Source organism: Pseudoduganella sp. RAF19, assembly GCF_052114165.1.
Lineage (GTDB): Bacteria > Pseudomonadota > Gammaproteobacteria > Burkholderiales > Burkholderiaceae_D > Rugamonas.
Window position 1 is genome coordinate 446,528 of the sequence record NZ_JBFREF010000009.1, and the last position, 21,750, is coordinate 468,277.

Genomic DNA, 21,750 nt, shown 5'->3' on the forward strand with positions numbered 1-21,750 from the left:
CCTTACGGTGCAGGCACGCCTTCGACCGGTCGATTGCCGCGCGGGACCAGCCAGCCGCCATCGCTCAGCCAGTCGGACAGGCGGTCGGGCCAATGCTGCAATGAGACGCGTTCGCCGCGCTGGCCGACGTTGAAGGCATGGTCGGTATCGGCATACAGGTGGAGTTCAGCCGACACGCCAGCATTTATCAGCTGCTGATAGAGACCCAGCGCGGGCGGCATGCAGCACTTGTCCTGCGAACCAGCGATGAGGAAGGCGGGCGGCGCGCCGTTCACCGATTTGGCTGGAACACCGAGCGGACCAGGGTAAACCAGCACCTGGAAGTCCGGACGGCCGTTCTGCTGGTCGATGGCGTCGCGATGAGGCGGAGCGGTTTCAGGATTGTCGGCGACAAGCGAAACCAGCTCGCCGCCGGCGGAGAAGCCCATGATGCCCACGCGCTGTGGATCGACGCCGTATTCGGCTGCGTGCGCGCGAACCCAGCGCACGGCGCGGCGCAGATCGGAAGCGGCGTCGCCATCGATGCGGTAGCTGGAACCCTGGTCGCGTGCCAGGCGGTATTTCAGCACGAAGGCCGTTACGCCGATGCGGTTCAGGTTTTTCGCGGCCAGCATGCCCTCATTGATCCAGACCAGCATGCGATGGCCTCCGCCCGGCACCACAATCACCGCTGCGCCGTTGGCGTGGCGCGCATCGGCACGCTGCACGGTCAGCGATGGATCATGGATATTGCTGACGTAAGTGTCCTTGACCGTTTCCGGTTCGCCGTGGCGCTTTTCGGAGCCCGGTGCGCCGTTGGGCCAGAGCTGGAATGACGGTGGTGCAGATTGCTGCGCCATCGCGGCGGCGCTGGCCAGCAACAGGACTACTGCTGCCGCCTGTTTAATTGATGTGAGTCGCATACAGGGCATGGTGAGTAAGAATGAATAAGGTGCGCTTGTCGGCGCCGCCAAAAATCAGTTGCAGAGGACGCTCCGGTACGTCGACACGGCCAGTCTCTTTGCCGTCGGCGTCATAGACGAAGACCTGGCCGTTGGCGACATAGACATTGCCTGCGCCGTCGACAGCAGCGCTTTCGCCGCCGCGATTGGCGACAGGCTTCAGGTCCGTCACGGCGCCGCCTGGGCCAAGCAGGCCGCTGAAGGTGCGGTTTTCGGAACCGTTGGTGAAGACCACGCGCTCACCGGCACGTGCGGACACGAAGCCGTGAGTGTCCAGCGTGTCGGACCAGCGGTAGCCGAGATGGTCGGCAGGTCCCTGGCGCAGCACGCGGAAGGCGGGCAGTACCAGGCTGCCGTCGGGCGAAACGTATTCGCGCGCTTTCGGCACGGCGACGTCACGCGCAAACATTTCGGCCAGGGTGGTGAACTGGTAGGTGTCCGGATTAAGCTGGTCCTTGAATTCGCCGTTGTTCCAGAAATTGACTGGAATCGCCACACGCGCTGCCGTACGCTGCGCCACGGATGTAGGCTTGATCACAGTCACGTCGGTGCCTGGCATGCCCGGCTTGAAGCTGTAGACCGTCGCTTCCGGGCCGTAGGAGGACAGCACCATCACATTGCCGCTGCTGTCGATCGCCAGATTCACAGGATCAAGCGGCGCATCACGTACGACAGCCAGACCTTCATTCTTCGACCAGCTGTAGATGCGTTTGAAATGGCGGTCCACGAAATACAGCTTGCCTGCCGCATCGACCGCTGCGCCGGCGATGGAATAGAAGCCTTCTTCCAGCTTGTCGGCCTTGCCCAGCGGCGCCGGGGCGGCTTTCTGTTTGCCGGTGTAATCGAGCACTGCGAACTCGCGTTCACGCACTTCGATCTTGTTGCTGACGTCGACAATCGCATTTTCGTAGGGATACTTGGTGGCGCGCAGGTAGGTGGCGCAGCCGTTGTCGTCGCAGGTGGCAAAGCCGCTTTCGCCATTCACGTGCACATTGCGGAAGCGGATGTCGCTGGAATTCGTGATCTTCACAGCAGCAGGTGCGGGCTTGATCGAACGCGTGACGCGGTAGCCATGGTAGTTCGCGATCAACAGATTGCGCGAATTGCGGATTTCGAACGAAACGGAGTCCATGCCGTCGCGGACTTCCTCTTCCGTCTGCGGCGCATGGAATTCCCAGTTCTCCACGCCATCCAGCACAATCTCGGCGCGGATATGGTGTTCAGCCGAGAGCTCATACACGCGGCCCGGTGTTTTCGTGTTGGAGACGTAGAAGCCTGCCTGTGCATAGCCGCTTGGCGACCAGATGCCGGTGAAGGTGCCGCCACCGCCGTCCGTTACCCACACGCTGGGATATTGGCGGTCCCAGAACCAGGTCGTATCCCAGTTGGCGGTCTTCTTGTACGGATCGCTGCGCGAACCGTCGTACAGGCGTGTGCCATGGCCGCCCTGAATACGCACATCATCCACCAGAGATTGCTGGCCGGCGCGCCACAGCAGGGCCACCGCGCGCTGGTTGACTTCACCTGTGGCCAGGCCGATGCCGGAGACAATGGCATCGCCGCCTTTCGCGCTTTCCAGCAAGGCTTTCGGCCCATCCACGCCCTGGAATTTCGGTGACCCGTTCGGCAGCGCGAGCTGGGTCAGGCCGGGGTGGAGGCCGATCAGCACCGTATCCGGCTTCATGCGGATAGTGTCGCTGACGACGTAGAAGCCTTGCGGCAGATAGACAACGCGGCTGCTGTCGATGGCTTTCTGCAGGGCGGCGGTGTCGTCGGTCGCGCCGTCGCCTGCTGCGCCAAAGCTGCGTGCATTGGCCCACTGCGTGCTCGGCGGCAGTGCGCGCATGACACGCGCGGCCGCCGATTTATCGGGCGCTCCGGCTGTCTTGAACGTGGTTTCAAACTTGCCTGGCGTTCCCAGTTCGAATAGCTTCATGCCGTAATTGAATTCGCTGACCTGATAAGCGCGGCTGGCGCCTGCCAGCGATTTGCCGCTGTCGCGGAAACGCGCCCAGGTCGGCACGTTATGCGCGATGGCGCGCTCGAAGCCAACCTGGGTATAGACATTGTCCTCATTGCTGATGATGAGCGCGGATTTCGACACGTTTTCGAAGCGCACATCCCGCCCCCACAGCCAGTCGCCGTAGCCACGGTCGATTTCCACGCCGACGGGCGTATTGCGGATATCGACATTGGCGAGGGTAAGCCCCGCCTCGTGCTCTCGGATGGCGGCCTCGCGCTGGCCGTCGAAGGTGGCGTCCATCAGTGTGTACTGCCAGGCCGGGGAAGTCTTTTCGCTCAGGATGCCGTAACGGCCACCGTAGAAGCGCAGATCGTAGCCGACATTGCCGACGTTGTAGATGCCGGCGATGCCGGAGCCGATGTGAAAATCGATGTGGCTCAGATTCGAATGCTGGGCGGTGCGCTGGCGCACTGCTGCGGCAGCGGGATTGCCGGCGCCGATGTCGAAGTCCACATTCGACAGCGCGGAATAGAAGGTCGACGAGTTCGCGTCGCGCACGTTCTCGCTGAACGGTACGGCACTCGGCACCGGCATCGGCACTTTGCCGACCGTGTACTGGTCGCCGCCGGTGAAGACCACCATCGTCGAGACGCCTTTCTGGAAGCCGGGCGTATTCGGCGCCAGCACGAATACGGGCCGCGTCGGGCCGACACCATACACGCGGACAGCCAGCGGAATCAGGATGCTGCGCGTGATGCGGTAGTGGCCGGAGGGCAGGAAGACGACGCCACCCTGGCCGCCGTTCGCAACGCTGTTGATGGCCTGCTGAATGGCGTCGGTATCGTCAGCCTTGCCATCGCCCTTGGCCTGCACGGTGGCGGCGCGGGGATCGTCCGGCTTGGTCAGGAAGGCGGAAGTGGAGGCAAATGCGGGGAGATGCGCGGCTGCGGCCAGCAGCGCGAGTGCGAGTCTGTTCATCAGTGCTTTATCCTTTGCTGACCAGCAGCGACAAGAGCATCACAAAAATCAGGCCGAAGACGCCGACCAGGGTTTCCATCAGCGTCCAGGAGCGGAAAGTATCCTTGAGCGACAAGCCGAAATATTCCTTGAACATCCAGAAGCCGGAATCGTTCACATGGCTGCACATCAGGCTTCCTGCGCCGATGGCGAGGATCATCAGGCTGGGATCGACACCGGAACTTTGTACCAGCGGGCCGACGATGCCCGCCGCCGTCACGCCTGCCACCGTCGCGGAGCCGAGGCAGATGCGGATCAGCGTAGCGACGGTCCAGCCGAGCACCAGCGGCGGCACGGGCAGGCGCGCCAGCTGCTCGCCCAGCTGGGTGCTGACGCCCGAATCCACCAGCACCTGCTTCAGGGCGCCCGCGCCCGCAATGATCAGCAGGATGGGCGCGATATCGCGCAACGCCTCCTGCGCCCCTTTCATGACTTCAGGTAGTGCCTGGCCGCGGCCGGCACCCAGCGTGATCACTGCCACGCCATAGGACACCAGCATCACGACCAGAGGATTGGACAGGAAAGCCAGCAGCGGACCATCGGCGGCATTGGACATCGCCAGTAGCGTCGCACCAGCCAGCAGAACCACGGGCAGCAGCGCAGTCGCAAAGCTGTTGACGGTTCCGGGCAGTTCAGCCTCGGCACGCAGCTCGTTGCGGAACATCTGGGCCGGTTCGGCGCGGATGCGGCGCAGCGACATGGCGAACACCGGACCGGCAATGATCAGCGTAGGCACCGCCACGGCAAGGCCGTATAGCAATGTCCTGCCCATATCGGCATGGAATTGCGCCACCAGCGCCGTGGGCGAAGGATGTGGCGGCAGGAAGCCGTGCGCGATGGAGAGGCCGGCCAGCAGCGGCACGGCCAGCGCCACGGCGGGCCGCCCGGATTGATAGACCAGGGAGAAAATCAACGGGACCAGCAGCACGAAGCCCACGTTGTAGTACAGCGGAATACCGACCACGAAGCCGGTGATCGTCAGCGCCACCGGCATGCGCGAGGGGCCGAGCCCTCCGATCAGCGAGGTGGCGATGCGCTGTGCGGCGCCGCTGTCGGCAATCAGCTTGCCGAAGACGGCGCCGAGGCAGACGATCACGATCAGAGAGCCGAGCAGATCGCCGATCCCCTTTTCGATCGCGCCGGGGATCTTTTGCAGCGGCAGGCCAAGCAGCAGGCCCGCCACCAGCGCCGCCACCACGAAGGCGATCAGCGGCTGCACCCGTCCCCAGGCAATGAGGACGGTCAACAGCACGACCGCCGCCAGCACGGACAACATCGCCAACACGGCTATGTCCTCCGCTTAGTAGCTATAGCGCAGACCGAAGCGGTAGGTGCGGCCCAGGACATCGTACAGCGTCGGGTTGATGCCGAAGCTGGCGTTGGCCTGCGGTGCCGGTTCAGGATCTTTGTCCGCGATATTGTCGATCTTGAAGTAGGCCATCAGCTGCTTGGAGAACTTGTAGCTGCCGCCCAGGTCGACATAGGTCGCGCCCTTCATCTTGTTGTCGTAGATGGTCGGGTGGATGATGGTCGATACCGGGCAGTTGGTCTGGCACTCGATGTACTCGTTGTTGTACACGCCATCGCTGAACCAGCGCTCGCTCAGGGTCAGGCTGAGCTTATCGTTTTCCCAGGTCTGCTGCGCCAGCAGTTTCCATTTCGGCGTACCGCCCAGATTGACGCCTGCTCCTTGCGTCGGAATGGTGCCCACCACGCCGGAATCGGTCAGGAAGCTCAGGGTGCGGGTCGCCAGGCCGCGCAGGATCACGCGGCCCGGCAGGCCGAAGCGATCCAGTTTGCTCTGGTAGGACGCTTCGATGTCGAAGCCCTTGTTGCGTAGCGAAGCCAGGTTGAAGGCTTGCAGTGTCACATAATTGCTGCCAGGCTGATTGAGCACCATGGCGGAGCAGATTTCCTTATTGCCCGCCACGCACAGATCGACTTCCTGCTGCGTCGTCAGGGCGGAAATCACTTCGCGCACCTTGATGTCAAAGTAGTCGATGGAAGCGCTGAACCCTGGCGCCCAGCCAGGCTGGGTCATGACCACGCCGAACACGGTGTTGCGGGCCAGTTCCGGACGCAGATTGGTGTTGCCGACCGTGCGCTGCTGAATGGTGATCGTGTTGCCCTGGTATTGCACGACGTTGTTCACCACCACCGGCGCGGCATACAGCTCGCTCAGGTTGGGGGCGCGCACGTCCTTCGACGTGACGGCGCGGAAGCGCAGGCCGTCGATGCCGGTCTTCCAGTTGGCGCCGATCTTCCAGCTTTCGACGTGGCCGGAAGTGCTGTAGTAGGTGTGGCGATCCGCCAGGTTCAGGTTGGCCTCGCCCCACGCCGCCGACTTCAGGATCGGCACGTTGAGCTCCAGATACGCTTCCTTCACGTGGTAGGCGCCGGAGCCGTTGTGGTAGTTACCGGCGTACCAGTTATTGCCGACGGTGGAATTCAGCAGCGGGTCAGCAGGGAAGTTGGCCGAATTCGGCGAATCCGCGCTGACGCCCGCACCGTAAGGGTCGCCAACCACGCGGTAAGCTTCACGGCGGTATTCTGCGCCGGTTGCCAGCGCGATCGGACCAGCCCAGGACTCGAATGGTTCGCCGTTGATATTGAAGCTGGCGACGTTCTGGCTTTGGGTGGTGTGCTGGAACGGGCCGTTGGCCGGTTCGATATACGCCATTGCCGCAGGATCGGCCGGGTTGTTGCCGATGATGTTCAGCGGTTTGCAGCCGGATGCCACCGCGGCCGCACTGCGGCAGACGATGGAGCCGTCGGCGGCGCGTACTGCGTCGATGGCGGCGTTGTAGCGCGCGTTCAGCGTGATGTCGTGAACCTGGATATCGGTGGTGTTGGTGCCGTGTTCACCATAGGCGTCATACGACCATTCCTTGCCGAACAGCTTGAACTTGCCGTCCGCACCAACCACGTAGCGGTGCTGGGTACGCGTCGGGTGAACATTGATATTGTTCGGGAAGATCGCGTTGGCCGTGCCGTACTGGAAGCTGGTGATGTTGTTGGCCGCGCAGGCTGCCCTGATGGACGCCGGCAGGAAGGGGTTATCGCACTGGATGGTCAGGTTGGCGTTCTTGGCTGCGCCTGGATTCGGCGAGAACTGCGAGTTCACGGCACCGTAGTTGGCGGTGAAGTAGATCTCGTTGTCCGGATCGAGGTCGTAGGAAACGCGGGTATAGGCCACGCGGCGCTTCAGGTCCATCGCCAGGTTGGTGCCGGCGCCCACGCTGCCGCTCAGGTCACCGCCGACGCAGAAGGGATTGATACAGTTGGTGACGCCGCCGGTGCCGGTCGGTACGCCGCCCGAACCGTATTGGAACTGGTAAGGCACGCCGCCGGCGCCAAATGCAGTGCCCTGCAGCGGGCCGCTGGTAATCAGGCCGTACTTGGAATACTGGTACTGCTGCGCGTGCTCGATGAATTGGTACTGCGGCTTGCCGTCAGTGGTTTGCGCCAGGGGACGAATCTGGAAGGCCGGGTTCTTGTACCAGGTACGGCCGTTCGGGCCGACTTCGCCGAAGCCGGGCGAATCGATGCCGTTCTCCTTCATGTATTCGCCGCTGACGCTGACGTGCAGCTTGTCGTCCATGAAGCCTCTGCCCCATGCCGCCTGCAGCGTGCCGTTCTTGTCGTCGCCGTAGGTGGTCACGCCGCCTTCGACATTGGCCTTGAAGCCTTCGAACTTCTTGTCTGTGACGAAGTTGACCACACCGCTGATCGCGTCCGAGCCGTAGGAAGCGGATGCACCGCCCGTCACCACGTCCACGCGCTTGATCAGCAGCTGCGGGAACTGGCTGACGTCCGTCACACCGGTCACGTTGGCGCCGACCACGCGCTGGCCGTCCAGCAGGGTCAGGGTGCGGATGGGACCGAGACCGCGCAGACTCAGGGAGCTCAGGCCCTGGATGCCGCTGCTGGTGCTGTTGGTGCTGGTGGTGCGGCCGGTGCTGCCTTGCAGTGCCGGCAGTTCGGCAATCGTGTCGAACAGGTTGGGCTGGGCCGCTTTTTCCAGATCGGCCGCGCCAAGGCTGGTGGTCGGCGTGGGCTGGGTGAAGCCGCGCGCCGCAATGCGCGAGCCGGAAACCTGAACAACCTGGGTGACCGGTGCGGCCTCGGTTGTTGCGGCTTCATCCGCTTTTGGGGCTTCCGTTGACACTTGCTGTGCGTAGCCGGGAATCGCCATCATGCAGCAGGCGCTGGCGACGGCGAGGTGAATCAAGGTTCTCTGTGCTGGTGTATGCATTGTTGTCTCCGTGTTTTTTGTATGGCTTGCAATGCTTGTTAAACCTGCTTGATGCGCTTTATCAGCTCCTCAGGCGGTTCGGTGATATCAAGGGTGATTCCTGATTCGTCATCTTGCAGCGGCTCCAGATCGCGCAACTGGCTGTCCAGCAGAGAGGGCGGCATGTAATGGCCCACACGGGCCTGCATCCGTTGTGCGATCAGGGCGCGGTCGCCCTTCAGGTGGGCGAAACGCAGATCCGGATCGGCCTGGCGCAGCAGGTCGCGGTAGCGCCGCTTCAGGGCCGAACATGAAACGACCAGGCCCGCGCCGCTGTCATACGCTTTGCGGATCTCGCGCGCCAGCGCATACAGCCAGTCGGCCCGGTCTTCGTCGGTCAACGGCACGCCTGCCGACATTTTGGCCACATTGGCTGCCGGGTGATAGGCATCCCCCTCAATGAACGGCACACCATTGGCTTGCGCCAGCGCTGTACCGATCGTGCTCTTGCCGCATCCGCTGACGCCCATCACGACCCAGCGGGGGGCTTTTGTTTTCTCCATACGCTCTCCATTTTTCAGTGCATTAGGTAGCGCTACCATTTGAACAAAGTCTAGAGCCTTGTGAAAATTTGTAAAGCTTTTTCTTTTGTGCACAACGGAAACTCTGGATCGCGTGGAGCTGACTTCAGAGGGAAAAGCCACTCAATTTGGTAGCGATATCAGTTGCTTAGCTGTTGTGTTTGGGATACGGCTCGGTCAAAATCGAGCCATATGCGCCAGTCCCTATCAGCAGTTGCTCTCCTTGCCGCCCTGTCCGGGGCCGGCGCCAGCGTGCCCGAATCCAGCCATCAGGCGGCCGGCCCAATTATCCGTTCGCCCGATCCCGGCGCCGCTGAAGATGCCGCCGCCTGGAAAGCATGGCGCGAGAACGACTTCGTGAAAGCCTTCGCCCTGTGGCGCGACGCGGCAAATAGCGGCAGTCCGGATGCGCAATTCCGTCTCGGCCTGATGTACGAACTGGGGAAAATGGGCGTGGCCGATCCTGCCGAAGCGATGCGTTGGTATGAGCTGGCGGCGCACAATGGCAGCGTGGACGCCTTGTTCTGGCTGGGCGAGTCGTATGCCAGCGGCAGCATCGTGCCGAAAGACCCGGACAAATCCGTCGGCTATCAGCGCGCTGCAGCCGCAGCCGGATCGCCACAGGCCATGGTGGCTCTGGCCTGGCGTCATTACAACGGCGACGGGCTGGCGCGCAACGGCAGGGCTGCCGTGGAATGGTTTGAACGCGCAGCGCAGCGCGGTGAGCGTCTGGGTACGTATGGGCTGGCGCTGTGCAATGAATATGGCGTAGGCGTCCCCGAAAATATGGAGGAAGCGGCGCGCCTGATGCGCATGGCGGCGGATGCGGGTATCGGCGATGCCCAGGTAGAGCTGGGATTTTTCTACGAACACGGCAAGGGTGTCTCCCAGGAGCTGTCGCAGGCACTCGCCTGGTATCGCAAGGCGGCAGAGCAGAATAATGTGCATGGCTTGCGCAATGTGGGGCTGATGTACTCCTTTGGCCGCGGCGTCGATGCCGATCCGGCGGAGGGCGCCAGGTGGCTGCGCAAGGCGGCCGATCTGGGCAGCATCGCGGCCATGCTGAATTACGGCGACGCCTTGCGTGAGGGGCGCGGTATGCCGGCTGATATCGGCGAAGCGCGCCACTGGTATGAAAAAGCGGCGCAGCGCGGCAACGCCGATGCGCAGATGTCGCTGGCCATGACCTATCTGGGCAAGCAGCCCGGCGAGGATGATTTGATGAAGGCCGGCCAATGGGCGGCGCCGGCGGCCGAACAGCGCGATGAAGATGCGCTGGAGCTGGCGGGCAAGCTGGGCAAAGTGCTCGACAGCGTGGGCGATGCGCGTCTCAACCGCGGCGCATTCGATCAGGCGGAAGAAGCGTACAAGCTGTCGCTGCGCCTGCGCAAGGCGAAAGGAGGCCCGCGCGATCTGGCGGTCGCCGAAAGCCTGGCCAGCCTGGCGACGCTGTACTCGGTGCGCGACCAGTTCGCGCAGTCCGAAAGCGACCGGCGCGAAGCACTGGATATCCGCGAGCAGCAGTTGGGGAAACGCGATCCGCTGGTGGCGCGTACCAGGGCAATCCTGGCACAGCTTCTCTACCGCGAAGGCAAGAATGAAGCGGCTCGTCCGCTCTTTGCTGAGGCCCTGGCCACCATGGAAGCCGGTCTGGGTACGGATTCGCCGCAGCTGGCGGACACGCAGAACGACTATGCGGCCTGCCTTGCCGAACTGGGACAATTTGCAGAAGCGGAAACCATGTACCGCCGCTCGCTGGCCCTGAAGGAGAAAGCGCTCGGCCCGGTGCACCATGCGATTGCCACGGGCTGGAGCAATTTCGGCGAGATGTACACGCGCATGGGACGATACGAGGAAGCGGAAAAGGCGCTGAAGCTGTCGCTCAGCATGCGCGAGCAATTGCTGGGGCTAACGCATCCGGAATTGAGCTTCAGCCTTGTCAATCTTGGGCGCCTTTACCGCATACAGGGTCGCTTTGCCGATGCGCGCAAGGCTTTGGACCGCGCGCAGCCGCTGATCGAACAACGCTTCGGCAAGGACAACAGCCAGACCGCGCTGGTGCTGTATGAGCAGGGGATGCTGCTGTACCGCGAAGGCAAGATGGCGCAGGCGGAGCCTTTGCTGCTGCGGGCTTTTGAGATCCGCTTGCGTGTGCTGCCCAGCCATCCAGCTACGCGCGAGAATGCAGATGCGCTGGCGGCGCTGTACCGCGCCACCAAGCGGGAAAATGCGGCGGCAGAAATCATGCACCGCCTGCCTGCCAGCGATTCTTAACGGCGGCGCTGCAATAGATTGTCCAGCGAGAAGGAACCGCCGCCGTAAGCGATCAGCGGCAGCAGCAGTCCTGCCCAGCTCAGGTGAGTCGGCCATGCATCCGGATACACGAAGATCTCGATGACCGCCGTCATGCCCAGCAGGCCCAGAGCGGCGGAGCGGGTCAGCAAGCCAAGCACCAGCAGAATCGGGAACAAGTGTTCCGCATACGTGGCCAGGTGTGCCGCCAAATCCGGCGGCAGCAGCGGCAACGCGTATTCAGTCTGGAACAGGTCATAGGTGGAAGGCTTCAGCGTCAGCCAGCCCTGCACCTTGGTGCGGCCGGACAGGAAGAAGATCGAGGCGATGCCGATACGTGCGACCAGCAGTTGCAGTGATTGCGGCAAAAAGCGTGACAATGCGTTCATGTTTTTTCCTTTTCTTTGATCAGGTGCGCCACTTGCCGTTGCGGACCAGTTCCGTAATGGCGTTGGCAAATGCTTGTGGTGCTTCCAGCGGGATGTTGTGGCCCGCGCCTTCGATGCGGCGGTGGTCCGCGCCGGCCTCACCGACTGGCGGAATGCCGCTGGCGCTGCCCTGCAGCGTGATGAGCGGTTTTGCGATGGCGGCACTGGCCGCCAGTTTCTGTTCATCGGCTTCGTATTGCGGCAGGCCGGCCGCTTCGCCGCGCTGGTAGCGGTAGGCATGGTCGATGACTGCTGCGAAGTCGGGATTGTCGAACGCTTTCGCGGAGCGGGCGAATAGCGCTTCGTCGAAATGCCAGGCGGGCGAGTTGGTCTGCCAGAGCTGGTGTGCTGCATTGCGGCGTGCTGCGCCGCTGCGCGCCAATGCAGGCGCTGCGGTGAAGCCGTCGACGGCGACCAGACCCACGCAACGGCTTGGCTTCAGCGCCGCATAAGCACGGGCGGCGCGAGCACCCCAACCGAAACCGCCGATGACGGCTTCCGGCGTATCCAGCACATTGAGCAGGGCGATGACATCGCTGCCGAGTGCCGCCGGTTCGCCGGAATGGGCCAAGCTGCGGTCGATGAAGCGCGTGGTGCCGTGGCCGCGCAGATAAGGCACGATCACGCGAAAGCCTTGCGCGGCGAGGATTTGCGAGACTTCGGCATAGCTGTGGATGTCGTACGCGAAGTCGTGAAGAAGGACCACCGGCCTGCCCTCTTCAGGGCCAGCCGAGTGGTAACCGAAACTGATGGTCTCCGAGCCGGCCTGCTTGATGATCAGGCGGGGTAAGGACTTTGGCGCCGCGAAGCTGGGCAGCGCGAGCGTTGCCAGTCCTGCGGAAGCGGCCAACAGGAAGCCGCGGCGGGTGAGGGTGGTCATGGGAATTCCTTATTCAATACCGGTAATCAGTTCGCTGCCAACCCAGTCAGCCAGCAGGCCGCCCGCAGTAGCGACGCCTTCGCTTTCGCCCAGCTGCTCGACCAGGAAGTCGCACAGACCGGAAAAGCTGCCGTTGGCCTGCACCTGCGCGATGGCGTCCAGCTCGATCTGGCTGACGGTGCGCAGGCAGGACACATAACCGCGGCGCCACGCCACGTGGCCTTTCGGCTCTTCCAGCATGCTGCCTTCGGGATGCTGTTCGCCTTCCTGCATCGCCCACCAGATGTCGGATGCGTTGGTCGTGGCTGGCGCTGTCTGCAGCGTGGGCGTGAAACGCAGCTGTGCACTTTCCCAGTCCACGGAGGCCAGATCGGCTGCAGGTACGGGCTGTGCGTCGCCGGCGACAAACGCTGTGCTCAGCGCGTGTTCGATCCATGCCAGTTCGTGCAGGTCGGGATTGCGCGGGAAAATGTCGCGCAGGGTTTCGCCGAATTCGTCGGCGTAAGCGTCCAGGGTCCAGGAGTGGGGCGGATGATTGTCGATGTGTTTCACAGCAGCGTGCATGAAATTGTCTTCACCCATCCAGCTGCGTACCTGCGGATAGGTGGCGCCCAGCGAGTTGACCAGCTGTGCGCGATAGTTGTTCTGGTAGACGGCGAGGCCGGGCTGGTGGGCGCCGCCCAGCGTGGCGGCGGCATCATCGGATGCGGTCGTCAGCCAGGAGCGGAAGCCGTTCTGCAATTCTTCGAGTTTCATGCGGCCTCCTTGATGCCGTGCTGGCGGGCGATATCCAGCTCGGCCAGCAATTCGCTCAGCGGCGGGATGTTGTCGTCGCGCTCGATCATGGTCGCGGCGTAGGGGAAGCGGGCGGCGGCCTCGGAATACAAGTCCCACACGCCATCGGGAACCGGCTGGTCGTGCGTGTCGATCAGCAGGCCGTTGCCTTGCGTGTGCCCGGCCAGGTGCATCTGGCGCACGCGCTCGGATGGCATGCCGCGCAGGAAAGCCTGGGCGTCGAAGCCATGGTTGCTGGCGCTGACAAACACATTGTTCACGTCCAGCAGCAAGCCGCAGCCGGTGCGCTTGCTCATCTCGGCCAGGAATTCCCATTCCGTCATGTCCGCGTTTTCGAAAGACAGATAGCTGGATGGATTCTCGAACAGCATGGCGCGGCCCAGGGTGTTCTGCGCCACGTCGATGTTGTTGCAGACGATGTCCAGCGCTTCCTCGGTGTAGGGCAGCGGCAGCAGGTCGTGCGAGTTGAATCCCTGGAAGCGCGACCAGCTCAGATGATCCGACACGATCACGGGCTGGATCTCCTCCACCAGCGTCTTCAGACGCGCCAGGTAATCGATGCGCAAGCCATCGGCCGAGCCGATCGACATCGATACGCCATGCAGCGCCACCGGATAGCGTTCGCGGATCTGGCGCAGGATATGGCGCGGCTGGCCGCCGGCCACCATGAAGTTCTCGGAAATGACTTCCACAAAATCGACTGGGACGTCGGTTTCCAGGAAATCCCGGTAGTGTTCCTTGCGCAGGCCCAGGCCGTAGCCCGCCATGCTGGGTAAAGATTTGGACATCGCTGACCTCATTCGTTCGAAAATTCAGAACCGTTGACCCAAGTGGCAGGCACACCGTGCCTGCCACTAGCCTTTGCGGTCGGTTTACTTCGGTTCGGTCAGGGTGCCGCCCAGTGCCTTGCACTCGGTCGGAGTCTTGACCACAACGCCCTGGCCTTTGCAGTCGTTCAGGCCTTTGCAATCGTGGTGGGCGGTGGCGCACAGGCTGGTGCCCTTGCAGGTGTTCACGCCGTAGCAGCGGCCCGGCTGTTCTTTCTGTGCGGAGGCAGCATAGGCTGGGGTGGATGCGACGGATGCCAGTGCGATCAGGGCAGCGGCGGTGGCCAGGCTGGCAGCTTGGATGGATTTGATCATGGTGTTTCTCCTGTAAATATAAGGCTTACTTCGTTGCGGCCACTGCGGCCTCTTCGATCACTTTGGCGACGGCTTCAGCTTGCGAGATATAGATCGCGTGGCTGGCTTTCACTTCGGTGACCTTGCTTCCGGCACGCTGGTACATCCAGCGCTGCAGGTCGGGATTGATGGTGCGGTCTTCGGTGGCCACGATGCCGTAGCTCGGAATGCCGCGCCATGCGACGGTGCGCGACTGGCCGCCGAGGGCAGCGATGGTCGCAAATTGCTGGGACACCGCCATGAAATTGGTGCGGTTCTCCGCCAGGTCGCCCGCGTAGTCGCGGCCGAAATTGGCGGGGTTGTAGTAGATGAAGCCATCGAAGGTGGACTTCAGGTTGTCCACTTCAGGTGGAATCGAGTTGGCCAGCTGATTGGCGCTTTCCGCGACGTCCGGTGCATAACCCGCGACGTAGACCAGGCCCTTGATCTTGCCGACCTTGCCGGCCGCGGTGATCACGTTGCCGCCGTAGCCGTGGCCGACCAGGATGGCGGGACCGTCGGCGGCGAAGATCTGCTTGTCCACCAGGGTGGCGTCTTCCTGCAGCGAGTGCAAGGTCGGCTGCACCACGCTGACGTGGTAGCCCTTCCAGTACAGGATGTCGTGCACCACGCGCCAGCCGGAGCCGTCAACGAAGGCGTCGTGAACGATGATGATGTTCTTGGCGCCTGACGGGGTCGGCAGGGCTGGGGTGGCAGCCATGGCGCTGGCGCTGGCCAGCAGCACGGCGGCAGCCGCGGCGATTTTGCTCAGTTTCTGCATGACGGGTCCTTAGCGCTTGATCGGGGTCAGGGAACCGAAGCCTTTTGGCGTCTTGATGGTGGTGCAGGTGCCCTTGTCGACCAGGGTCCAGGCGTCGCCCTGGTAATCCTTGGTGGAGGTGGAGGCGCAGGAAGTGCCCGGACCGGCGGCGCAGTCGTTCTGGCCGGCTTTGGAAACGCCGTAGCATTTTTCCATCGGTTTCTTCGGTGCGTCGGCGGCGTTGGCGCCGGTAGCGAAGGCGGCGAAGGCCAGAGCGGCGGCGACTGCAACTTGGGAGGTCTTCATTTATTTCTCCTAACGTGTGTAAAAGTGCTGCCAGTTTGCAAAGCGCTCGTATCTCCCATGTGTCCGTTTGTATCAGTATTATCGAATGCGCTTTAAACGCATGCGATTTGTATGGGCGAGCGAAAGCCGCGGCAGCTTCGCCGCGGCGCGCCTGAAGGCGGCTTTATTTCTGGACGGATTTCAGGAGAGTATCGCGCAGGGTGGCGATGGTGGACTGGATCTTGGCGAATTCGTCGGGCGGCAGGCCCGTTTCGATGACCTGGCTCATGGAAAGCGCTTCTTCGCGCAGGCGGTAGCCCGCTTCGGTCAGGGTGACGCGCACCTGCCGTTCGTCTTCGGCGTCGCGCTGGCGGCGCACATAGCCCATGGTCTCCAGCTTTTTCAGGATGGGCGTGAGCGTGTTCGATTCGAGGAAGAGCTTTTCGCCCAGGCCGCTGACGGTCTGGTTGTCGTGCTCCCACAAGGCGATCACGGTGATGTACTGGGTGTAGGTGAGTCCCAGCTTTTCCAGGATGGGTTTATAAGCCTTGCCGAACGCCAAGTTTGCCGAATATACGGCAAAGCACAGGTAATCGGACAGCTTCATGACATCCGGGTCGTCAGGCGAGATATGGGCGGGTTTTTTCATGGATTCATTATATATATCGAATCCGATTAAATCAAAGCCGATGTTTCACAGCTCGTGTTTGCCCAGAATGCGGCGTGTGGCGCCATCGGCCTGCATGGCGGACATGGTCTGGCGGAAGCGCTCCACGTCCGCATCGCTGAAATCGAGCGAGCCGGCCAGCCAGGCGGTGGCAGTGCGCACGGGCTGACTCAGGCGATATTCCACCGCCCCGGCGCGTTCCTTGAGCGAGGCCTTGATGATGGAAACCTCGCCGAACACCGCATCGGCCATGCCGCCCGTGAGGAAGCGGTGCACTTCTTCCAGTGATGCCGATTCGACAATCCTGTTAAAGCCCATCTCATGCAGCATGGCGGCCTGGGCCGCGCCGCGCAGCAGGGCGATGCGGCGGTCCTTCATGTTTTCCGGATTATCCAGATCAAAATGGCCATCGCGCGGGGCCATGAAGAGGTAGCGTTCCTCATACAGCGGCGCCAGCCAGCGGAACTTGTCTTCGCGGTCGGGCTGGCGGGTCAGGGGGAAGATCGCAGTTTCCGGCATGGTCGCGGCCAGAAAGATGGCTCGGCGCCAGGGAAAGAATTGCATGGATGGCATTACATCCATGCGGCGGCACAGCTCGTCCATGATCTCCTGTAGGGCGCCACCGCCTTTTTCCATGACCAGCGGCGGCAGCTCAGCGGTGACGACGTGCAGGCGGCGCGGCCGGGCGGCTAAAGCCAGCGTTGGCAGAACGGCAAGGGCGGACACCAGGCTGAGGAGCAGTCGTCTTTTCATGCGCGTATTTTAGCCGCGGCTGATGCTCTCTCCGTCGTTTGCGCGCAAACGCCAGAAAATGGCTGAAGTAATAATAGTCAGTACGGCCAAGGCGATAAAGGCATGGTGCAGGGCGGACGACAGGGCCGCCTGGTCCGATTGCGGCAGGCCGCCGAGGAACCAGCCCGTGATCAGCGAGCCGCAAGCCAAGCCAAAGCTCATCGACAGCTGCTGCATGGAACTGGCGATGGTGCTGGCCATGCTGGAGTCCTGGCCTTCCACGTCCGCATAGCCCAGGCTGTTCATGCTGGAGAATTGCAGGGAGTTGAAGAAGCCCTGGCACAGGCTGATGGGAACGATGGCCCACCATGGCGTGCCCGGCTTCACCATGGCGTACATGGCGATGGTCACGCCGATCAGCACCGTGTTCACCACCAGCACCTGGCGGTAGCCGAACTGGCGCAGCAGTTTGGCGGAGATCACCTTCATGCCCATGGCCGCGGCCGCCGACGGCATCATCAGCAGACCGGATTTCCAGGCCGGAAAGCCCAGGCCAAGCTGGTACAGCAGGGGCAGCAGGAAGGGCAGACCGCCCACGCCCAGCCGCGTGAAAATGCCGCCGACCACCGAGATGCGGAAGGTGCGCACCCGGAACAGCTTCAGATTCAGCAGCGGATGCGGCTCGTTCTGGGCGTGGTAGGCATAGGCCGCCAGCAGGGCGCAGGAGAGCAGGAACAGCACGCCGAACTCGGTCGGACCGATCTGGTGCTCGCCGAACACTTCCAGCAGCCAGGACAGCAGGGCGATGCCGGTGCCGAACAGGACCAGGCCCAGCACGTCCAGCGGCCGCGCCGACTCGCCGCGATAGTCAGGCATGTAGCGGTGGGCCAGCCACCAGGCCGCCAACCCGACCGGCACGTTAATAAAGAAGATTTCGCGCCACGACATCCAGTGCACGATCAGGCCGCCCACGGTCGGTCCCAGCAGTGGACCGATCAGCGCCGGGATGATGACGAAGTTCATGGCCGTCAGCAGTTCGGACTTGGGATAGGTGCGCACGATGGTCAGCCGTCCGACCGGCATCATCATGGCGGCCCCGAAGCCTTGCAGCAGGCGGGCCGCCACCAGCATCGGCGAATTCAGCGCCAGGCCGCACAGCACGGAGGCGAAGGTGAAGATGGCAACCGCAGTCTTGAACACGCGGCGGGTGCCGTAACGGTCCGCCATCCAGCCGCTGACGGGAATCGCCACCGCCAGGCTCAGGATGTAGCTGGTCACCACGGCTTTTAGGCTCAGCGGCGTGACATGCAGGCTGAGCGCCATGCTCGGGATTGCTGTATTGACAATGGTGGAGTCGAGCTGCTCCATAAACAGGGCCGTGGCAACCACCCAAGGGAGGAAACGGCGGGTGATGGCTTCGTTGACTGTCATATATATAGTGACACGGCGAATGTAACAATCAGCACGATACCTTCTCCCGTCGCTGGTAGTAACTACTTGTCAATTTGCCATGGAGTAACGTCGCAACCTGTCCATGACAATGCTCTTCCCTTGATTCCTTCTTCACTGCAACTATTCGAATTTTGCGTGTAATTTCCGCAAGGAAATATTTAACAAATCAAAAGTTCACCGCAACGGAACCGGTTTGGATGATGAAGCGCCATTTTGCCACGTCCATGACTCTGACGCGCGATGTTACGCAGTAAACAAACTTGTCAAAAAATCGAGTTGCCGACCGGCGACATGTCATTAAATTTTCATGCTGCGAAGCAATGAAACTCGGTATACTGGGCGCCGGATTGAATGATGCTTTCAGGAACTAGTTGTTTTGACGCAACAAATTTGGGGCAAAAATTTTCTTAACGGAACGACTGAAACGGTCGCTTTGTACCCAAGCGTGGCGTCAGCGTCATCTGAAGTCACTTGCATTTTGTTCAAGCAAGTTTACGCGTAAACAATGTTGAGCCACCTAAAGTTCACAAAATTGTTGACGTTAAGAATGAAAAGCAGGGTTTCCTGCTGAGCTAGGCAAGGGTAGAAATTTAGATATCGGCGTAAGCCGAAACGGTGAAAGAGCCTATGGGTAGCGGACCCTTGGCTCGTTTTGCTGTCTGGACAGAACACATAGCGGTACCTCTAGGAGAAATACAAATGAGCCTCATCGTTTCGGGCTTTACCACAGACGCAATTGCGGCCTTGTCGACGTCGCTGATCCCAACCATCGGGACTGACGACATTGCAGCGCTGAGTAGCGATCAGGTCGGTGCCTTCACGACCCTGCAAATCCCTATGTTCACGACGCAGCAGCTGTCGTTGGGCTTCAATAGTGACCAGACGATTGCGCTGACCTCGAATCAAGTAGGCGCTTTGACCTCCTCGCAAATTGGTGCTTTCGCTACCGCCAGCATGGCTGCGATGGAAACCGGCGATTTCGCCGCCATCAAGACTGCCTCGCTCGCCGGCCTGACCACCGTCCAGGTGAAGGCCCTGACGACCGATCAGATCGTCGCCCTGACCACCAGCCAGGCCAACGCGCTGAGCACCGCGCAAGTTGTTGCCCTGACTACTGATGCCATCGTCGCCCTAGAGACCGCCGACCTGGCCGCCCTGCGCAGCTCCGCTATCGCTGCCCTGGCAACCGCCCAGGTATCCGCACTGACCACTGCCCAGACCGCAAACCTGACCACCCAGCAGGTGGCCGCACTGACCACCGCTTCGGCTAGCGTACTGAGCTCCGATCAGGTTGTTGCTCTGTCCTCCAATCAGATCGCCGCAATGAATACCGCGCAGGTGTCGTCGCTGGCTACCGCTTCGGTCGCAGCGATTGAGACTGCTGACCTGGCAGGCCTGTCCACCGCCGCCGTCGTCGCCCTGAAGACTGCCCAGATCGCAGCGCTCGGCACTGCCCAGGTTGCGAACCTGTCGACCAACCAGGTTGCTGCGCTGACCACGGCTGCTCTGTCTGCCGGCTTCAGCACCGACCAGATCGTTGCGCTGACTTCCAACCAGGCTGGCGCGCTGTCCAGCGCCCAGGTTGCAGCTCTGAGCACCAACAACATCGCTGCTCTGGAAACCGCAGACTTCGCTAACCTGAAGACTTCGGCAATTGCTGCTCTGTCGACCAACCAGGTGAAGGCACTGACCACCGACCAGGTTGTTGCACTGAGCACTTCGCAGGCTTCGGTGCTGTCCAGCTCCCAGTTCGCTGCCCTGACCACTGATGGCATCGCCGCTCTGCAGACCCAGGACCTGAATGCCGTCAAGACCAGCACCATTGCTGCTCTGGGCTCGGCACAAGTTGCTGCCCTGACCACCGACCAGGTGAAGAACCTGGCTACCGCATCGATCGCTTCGCTGAGCACCGCCGGTATTGCCGGCCTGTCGACCGACTCTGTCGTGGCGCTGACCTCGAACCAAATCGCAGTGCTGAACACCGCACAAGTTGGCGCCCTGTCCTCGAACGCCATCGGCGCGATCGAAACCCAGGACATCGCCGGCCTGACTACCGCCGCTGTGGCTTCCCTGAAGTCGAACCAGCTGGTTGGCCTGACCACCGACCAGATCGGCGCACTGTCGACCAACCAGGTTGCTGCCTTCGGCACCGCCGCCATGGCGACCGGCCTGAGCACCGACCAGATCGTTGCCCTGACCTCGAACCAGGCTGGCGCACTGTCCAGCGCCCAGGTTGCTGCTCTGAGCACCAATAACATCGCCGCTCTGGAAACCGCTGACTTCGCCAACCTGAAGACTGCATCCATCGCCGCTCTGTCGACCGGTCAGATGAAGGCCCTGACCACCGACCAGGTGGTTGCACTGAGCACCGCACAAGCCAACGTGCTGAGCAGCTCTCAAGTTGGTGCAATGACCACCGACGGTATCGCTGCCCTGCAGACCCAGGACCTGAACGCAATCAAGACCAGCACCATCGCTGCTCTGGGTTCGGCACAGGTTGCTGCACTGACCACCGACCAGGTGAAGAATCTGGCGACCGCATCGATCGCTTCGCTGAGCACCAACGGCATCTCCGGTCTGTCGACCGACGCTGTGGTTGCCCTGACTTCGAACCAGTTCGCTGTGATGTCCACCGCCCAGATCGGCGCCCTGTCGTCGAACGACATCGCCGCTATCGAGACCCAGGACATCGCCGGCCTGTCGACCGCTGCAGTTGCTGCACTGAAGTCGAACCAGCTGGTTGGCCTGACCACTGACCAGATTGGCGCACTGTCGACCAACCAGGTTGCCGCCTTCGGCACCGCTGCCATGGCGACCGGCCTGAGCACCGACCAGATCGTTGCCCTGACCTCGAACCAGGCTGGCGCGCTGTCCAGCGCCCAGGTCGCCGCCCTGAGCACCAACAACATTGCTGCCCTGGAAACCGCGGACTTCGCTAACCTGAAGACTTCGTCGATTGCTGCCCTGTCGACCAACCAGGTGAAGGCACTGACCACCGACCAGGTCGTAGCTCTGAGCACCGCACAAGCCAACGTTCTGAGCAGCGCTCAAGTTGGCGCGCTGACCACTGATGGCATCGCAGCTCTGCAAACCCAAGACCTGAACGCCATCAAGACCAGCACCATCGCTGCTCTGGGTTCCGCACAGGTGTCGGCATTGACCACTGACCAGGTGAAGAACCTGACGACCGGCTCGATCGCTGCCCTGAGCACCAACGGCATCTCCGGCCTGTCGACCGACGCAGTTGTGGCACTGACCTCGAACCAGTTCGCTGTGATGTCCACCGCGCAGATCGGCGCGCTGTCGTCGAATGCCGTTGGCGCAATCGAAACTCAGGACATCGTTGGCCTGTCTACCGCTGCAATCGCTTCCCTAAAGTCGAACCAGCTGCCAGGCCTGACCACTGACCAGATTGGCGCGCTGTCGACCAACCAGGTAGCAGCCTTCGGCACCGCTGCCATGGCGACCGGCCTGAGCACCGACCAGATCGTTGCCCTGACCTCGAACCAGGCTGGCGCGCTGTCCAGCGCCCAGGTTGCAGCGCTGAGCACCAACAACATCGC

16 protein-coding genes and 1 pseudogene are annotated in these 21,750 nt (G+C 62.1%); 2 read left to right on the forward strand and 15 right to left on the reverse strand.

The window, feature by feature from the left end; translation table 11 throughout:
* Positions 1-2: 2 nt before the first annotated feature.
* From AB4Z19_RS24615 to AB4Z19_RS24635, 5 genes are read right to left on the reverse strand one after another with little or no spacing between them, the layout of a single operon-like run.
* On the reverse strand, positions 3-902 hold the full coding sequence (locus AB4Z19_RS24615; RefSeq protein WP_442025682.1) for an alpha/beta hydrolase: 900 nt from the start codon (positions 900-902) through the stop codon (positions 3-5).
* Positions 883-3,882 (reverse strand): glycosyl hydrolase family 28-related protein, encoded by a 3,000-nt coding sequence (locus tag AB4Z19_RS24620; protein WP_442025683.1) that lies wholly within the window; start codon positions 3,880-3,882, stop codon positions 883-885. The genes AB4Z19_RS24615 and AB4Z19_RS24620 overlap by 20 nt, the downstream gene beginning before the upstream one ends.
* Before the next feature lie 7 nt (positions 3,883-3,889).
* Complete coding sequence (locus AB4Z19_RS24625; RefSeq protein ID WP_442036333.1) at positions 3,890-5,197, reverse strand: gluconate:H+ symporter; 1,308 nt, start codon at positions 5,195-5,197, stop codon at positions 3,890-3,892.
* Between the two features lie 24 nt (positions 5,198-5,221).
* Complete coding sequence (locus AB4Z19_RS24630) at positions 5,222-8,176, reverse strand: TonB-dependent receptor plug domain-containing protein (protein ID WP_442026019.1); 2,955 nt, start codon at positions 8,174-8,176, stop codon at positions 5,222-5,224.
* A gap of 38 nt (positions 8,177-8,214) precedes the next feature.
* On the reverse strand, positions 8,215-8,718 hold the full coding sequence (locus AB4Z19_RS24635; RefSeq protein ID WP_442026018.1) for a gluconokinase: 504 nt from the start codon (positions 8,716-8,718) through the stop codon (positions 8,215-8,217).
* A 210-nt stretch (positions 8,719-8,928) separates the two neighbouring features.
* On the opposite strand from AB4Z19_RS24635, the gene AB4Z19_RS24640 reads away from it, so the two are divergent.
* Positions 8,929-11,010: a tetratricopeptide repeat protein gene (locus AB4Z19_RS24640; RefSeq protein WP_442036318.1), complete on the forward strand. Its 2,082-nt coding sequence runs from the start codon at positions 8,929-8,931 to the stop codon at positions 11,008-11,010.
* On the opposite strand, the gene AB4Z19_RS24645 is transcribed toward AB4Z19_RS24640, so the two are convergent.
* From AB4Z19_RS24645 to AB4Z19_RS24690, 10 genes are all read right to left on the reverse strand, one after another.
* Positions 11,007-11,417: a DoxX family protein gene (locus AB4Z19_RS24645; protein ID WP_442026016.1), complete on the reverse strand. Its 411-nt coding sequence runs from the start codon at positions 11,415-11,417 to the stop codon at positions 11,007-11,009. The genes AB4Z19_RS24640 and AB4Z19_RS24645 overlap by 4 nt on opposite strands.
* A 19-nt stretch (positions 11,418-11,436) precedes the next feature.
* Positions 11,437-12,336 (reverse strand): alpha/beta fold hydrolase, encoded by a 900-nt coding sequence (locus AB4Z19_RS24650; RefSeq protein WP_442036319.1) that lies wholly within the window; start codon positions 12,334-12,336, stop codon positions 11,437-11,439.
* Positions 12,337-12,345: 9 nt separating this feature from the next.
* Positions 12,346-13,092 (reverse strand): HvfC/BufC family peptide modification chaperone, encoded by a 747-nt coding sequence (locus AB4Z19_RS24655; protein WP_442026014.1) that lies wholly within the window; start codon positions 13,090-13,092, stop codon positions 12,346-12,348.
* Positions 13,089-13,919, reverse strand: coding sequence for an MNIO family bufferin maturase (bufB, locus tag AB4Z19_RS24660; protein ID WP_442036321.1), 831 nt, complete (start codon positions 13,917-13,919; stop codon positions 13,089-13,091). The genes AB4Z19_RS24655 and bufB overlap by 4 nt, the downstream gene beginning before the upstream one ends.
* Positions 13,920-14,003: 84 nt before the next feature.
* Complete coding sequence (gene bufA2 / locus AB4Z19_RS24665) at positions 14,004-14,273, reverse strand: BufA2 family periplasmic bufferin-type metallophore (protein WP_442036323.1); 270 nt, start codon at positions 14,271-14,273, stop codon at positions 14,004-14,006.
* 25 nt (positions 14,274-14,298) lie between these two features.
* Entirely contained in the window at positions 14,299-15,072 is a 774-nt protein-coding gene (locus tag AB4Z19_RS24670; protein ID WP_442027914.1) for an alpha/beta hydrolase, read from the reverse strand.
* Positions 15,073-15,081: 9 nt separating this feature from the next.
* Complete coding sequence (locus tag AB4Z19_RS24675; RefSeq protein ID WP_442027913.1) at positions 15,082-15,357, reverse strand: BufA1 family periplasmic bufferin-type metallophore; 276 nt, start codon at positions 15,355-15,357, stop codon at positions 15,082-15,084.
* Positions 15,358-15,520: 163 nt separating this feature from the next.
* Positions 15,521-15,985, reverse strand: coding sequence for a MarR family winged helix-turn-helix transcriptional regulator (locus AB4Z19_RS24680; RefSeq protein WP_442027912.1), 465 nt, complete (start codon positions 15,983-15,985; stop codon positions 15,521-15,523).
* A 45-nt stretch (positions 15,986-16,030) separates the two neighbouring features.
* Entirely contained in the window at positions 16,031-16,756 is a 726-nt protein-coding gene (locus AB4Z19_RS24685) for a substrate-binding periplasmic protein (protein WP_442027911.1), read from the reverse strand.
* Positions 16,757-16,765: 9 nt separating this feature from the next.
* Positions 16,766-18,166, reverse strand: coding sequence for a DHA2 family efflux MFS transporter permease subunit (locus AB4Z19_RS24690; protein WP_442036325.1), 1,401 nt, complete (start codon positions 18,164-18,166; stop codon positions 16,766-16,768).
* Positions 18,167-18,886: 720 nt separating this feature from the next.
* Between AB4Z19_RS24690 and AB4Z19_RS24695 the strand changes: the two are divergent.
* Positions 18,887-21,750: pseudogene (locus tag AB4Z19_RS24695) on the forward strand (heme utilization protein); the annotation flags it as partial.

Bases quoted from the DNA above. Each gene is read 5' to 3' on its own strand.
- AB4Z19_RS24670 (WP_442027914.1), bottom strand. From the start codon at position 15,072: ATGCAGAAACTGAGCAAAATCGCCGCGGCTGCCGCCGTGCTGCTGGCC.
- AB4Z19_RS24645 (WP_442026016.1), bottom strand. From the start codon at position 11,417: ATGAACGCATTGTCACGCTTTTTGCCGCAATCACTGCAACTGCTGGTC.
- AB4Z19_RS24625 (WP_442036333.1), bottom strand. From the start codon at position 5,197: ATGTTGTCCGTGCTGGCGGCGGTCGTGCTGTTGACCGTCCTCATTGCC.
- AB4Z19_RS24640 (WP_442036318.1), top strand. From the start codon at position 8,929: ATGCGCCAGTCCCTATCAGCAGTTGCTCTCCTTGCCGCCCTGTCCGGG.
- AB4Z19_RS24675 (WP_442027913.1), bottom strand. From the start codon at position 15,357: ATGAAGACCTCCCAAGTTGCAGTCGCCGCCGCTCTGGCCTTCGCCGCC.
- bufA2 (WP_442036323.1), bottom strand. From the start codon at position 14,273: ATGATCAAATCCATCCAAGCTGCCAGCCTGGCCACCGCCGCTGCCCTG.
- AB4Z19_RS24690 (WP_442036325.1), bottom strand. From the start codon at position 18,166: ATGACAGTCAACGAAGCCATCACCCGCCGTTTCCTCCCTTGGGTGGTT.
- AB4Z19_RS24685 (WP_442027911.1), bottom strand. From the start codon at position 16,756: ATGAAAAGACGACTGCTCCTCAGCCTGGTGTCCGCCCTTGCCGTTCTG.
- AB4Z19_RS24630 (WP_442026019.1), bottom strand. From the start codon at position 8,176: ATGCATACACCAGCACAGAGAACCTTGATTCACCTCGCCGTCGCCAGC.
- AB4Z19_RS24655 (WP_442026014.1), bottom strand. From the start codon at position 13,092: ATGAAACTCGAAGAATTGCAGAACGGCTTCCGCTCCTGGCTGACGACC.
- AB4Z19_RS24620 (WP_442025683.1), bottom strand. From the start codon at position 3,882: ATGAACAGACTCGCACTCGCGCTGCTGGCCGCAGCCGCGCATCTCCCC.
- AB4Z19_RS24615 (WP_442025682.1), bottom strand. From the start codon at position 902: ATGCGACTCACATCAATTAAACAGGCGGCAGCAGTAGTCCTGTTGCTG.
- bufB (WP_442036321.1), bottom strand. From the start codon at position 13,919: ATGTCCAAATCTTTACCCAGCATGGCGGGCTACGGCCTGGGCCTGCGC.
- AB4Z19_RS24680 (WP_442027912.1), bottom strand. From the start codon at position 15,985: ATGAAAAAACCCGCCCATATCTCGCCTGACGACCCGGATGTCATGAAG.
- AB4Z19_RS24650 (WP_442036319.1), bottom strand. From the start codon at position 12,336: ATGACCACCCTCACCCGCCGCGGCTTCCTGTTGGCCGCTTCCGCAGGA.
- AB4Z19_RS24635 (WP_442026018.1), bottom strand. From the start codon at position 8,718: ATGGAGAAAACAAAAGCCCCCCGCTGGGTCGTGATGGGCGTCAGCGGA.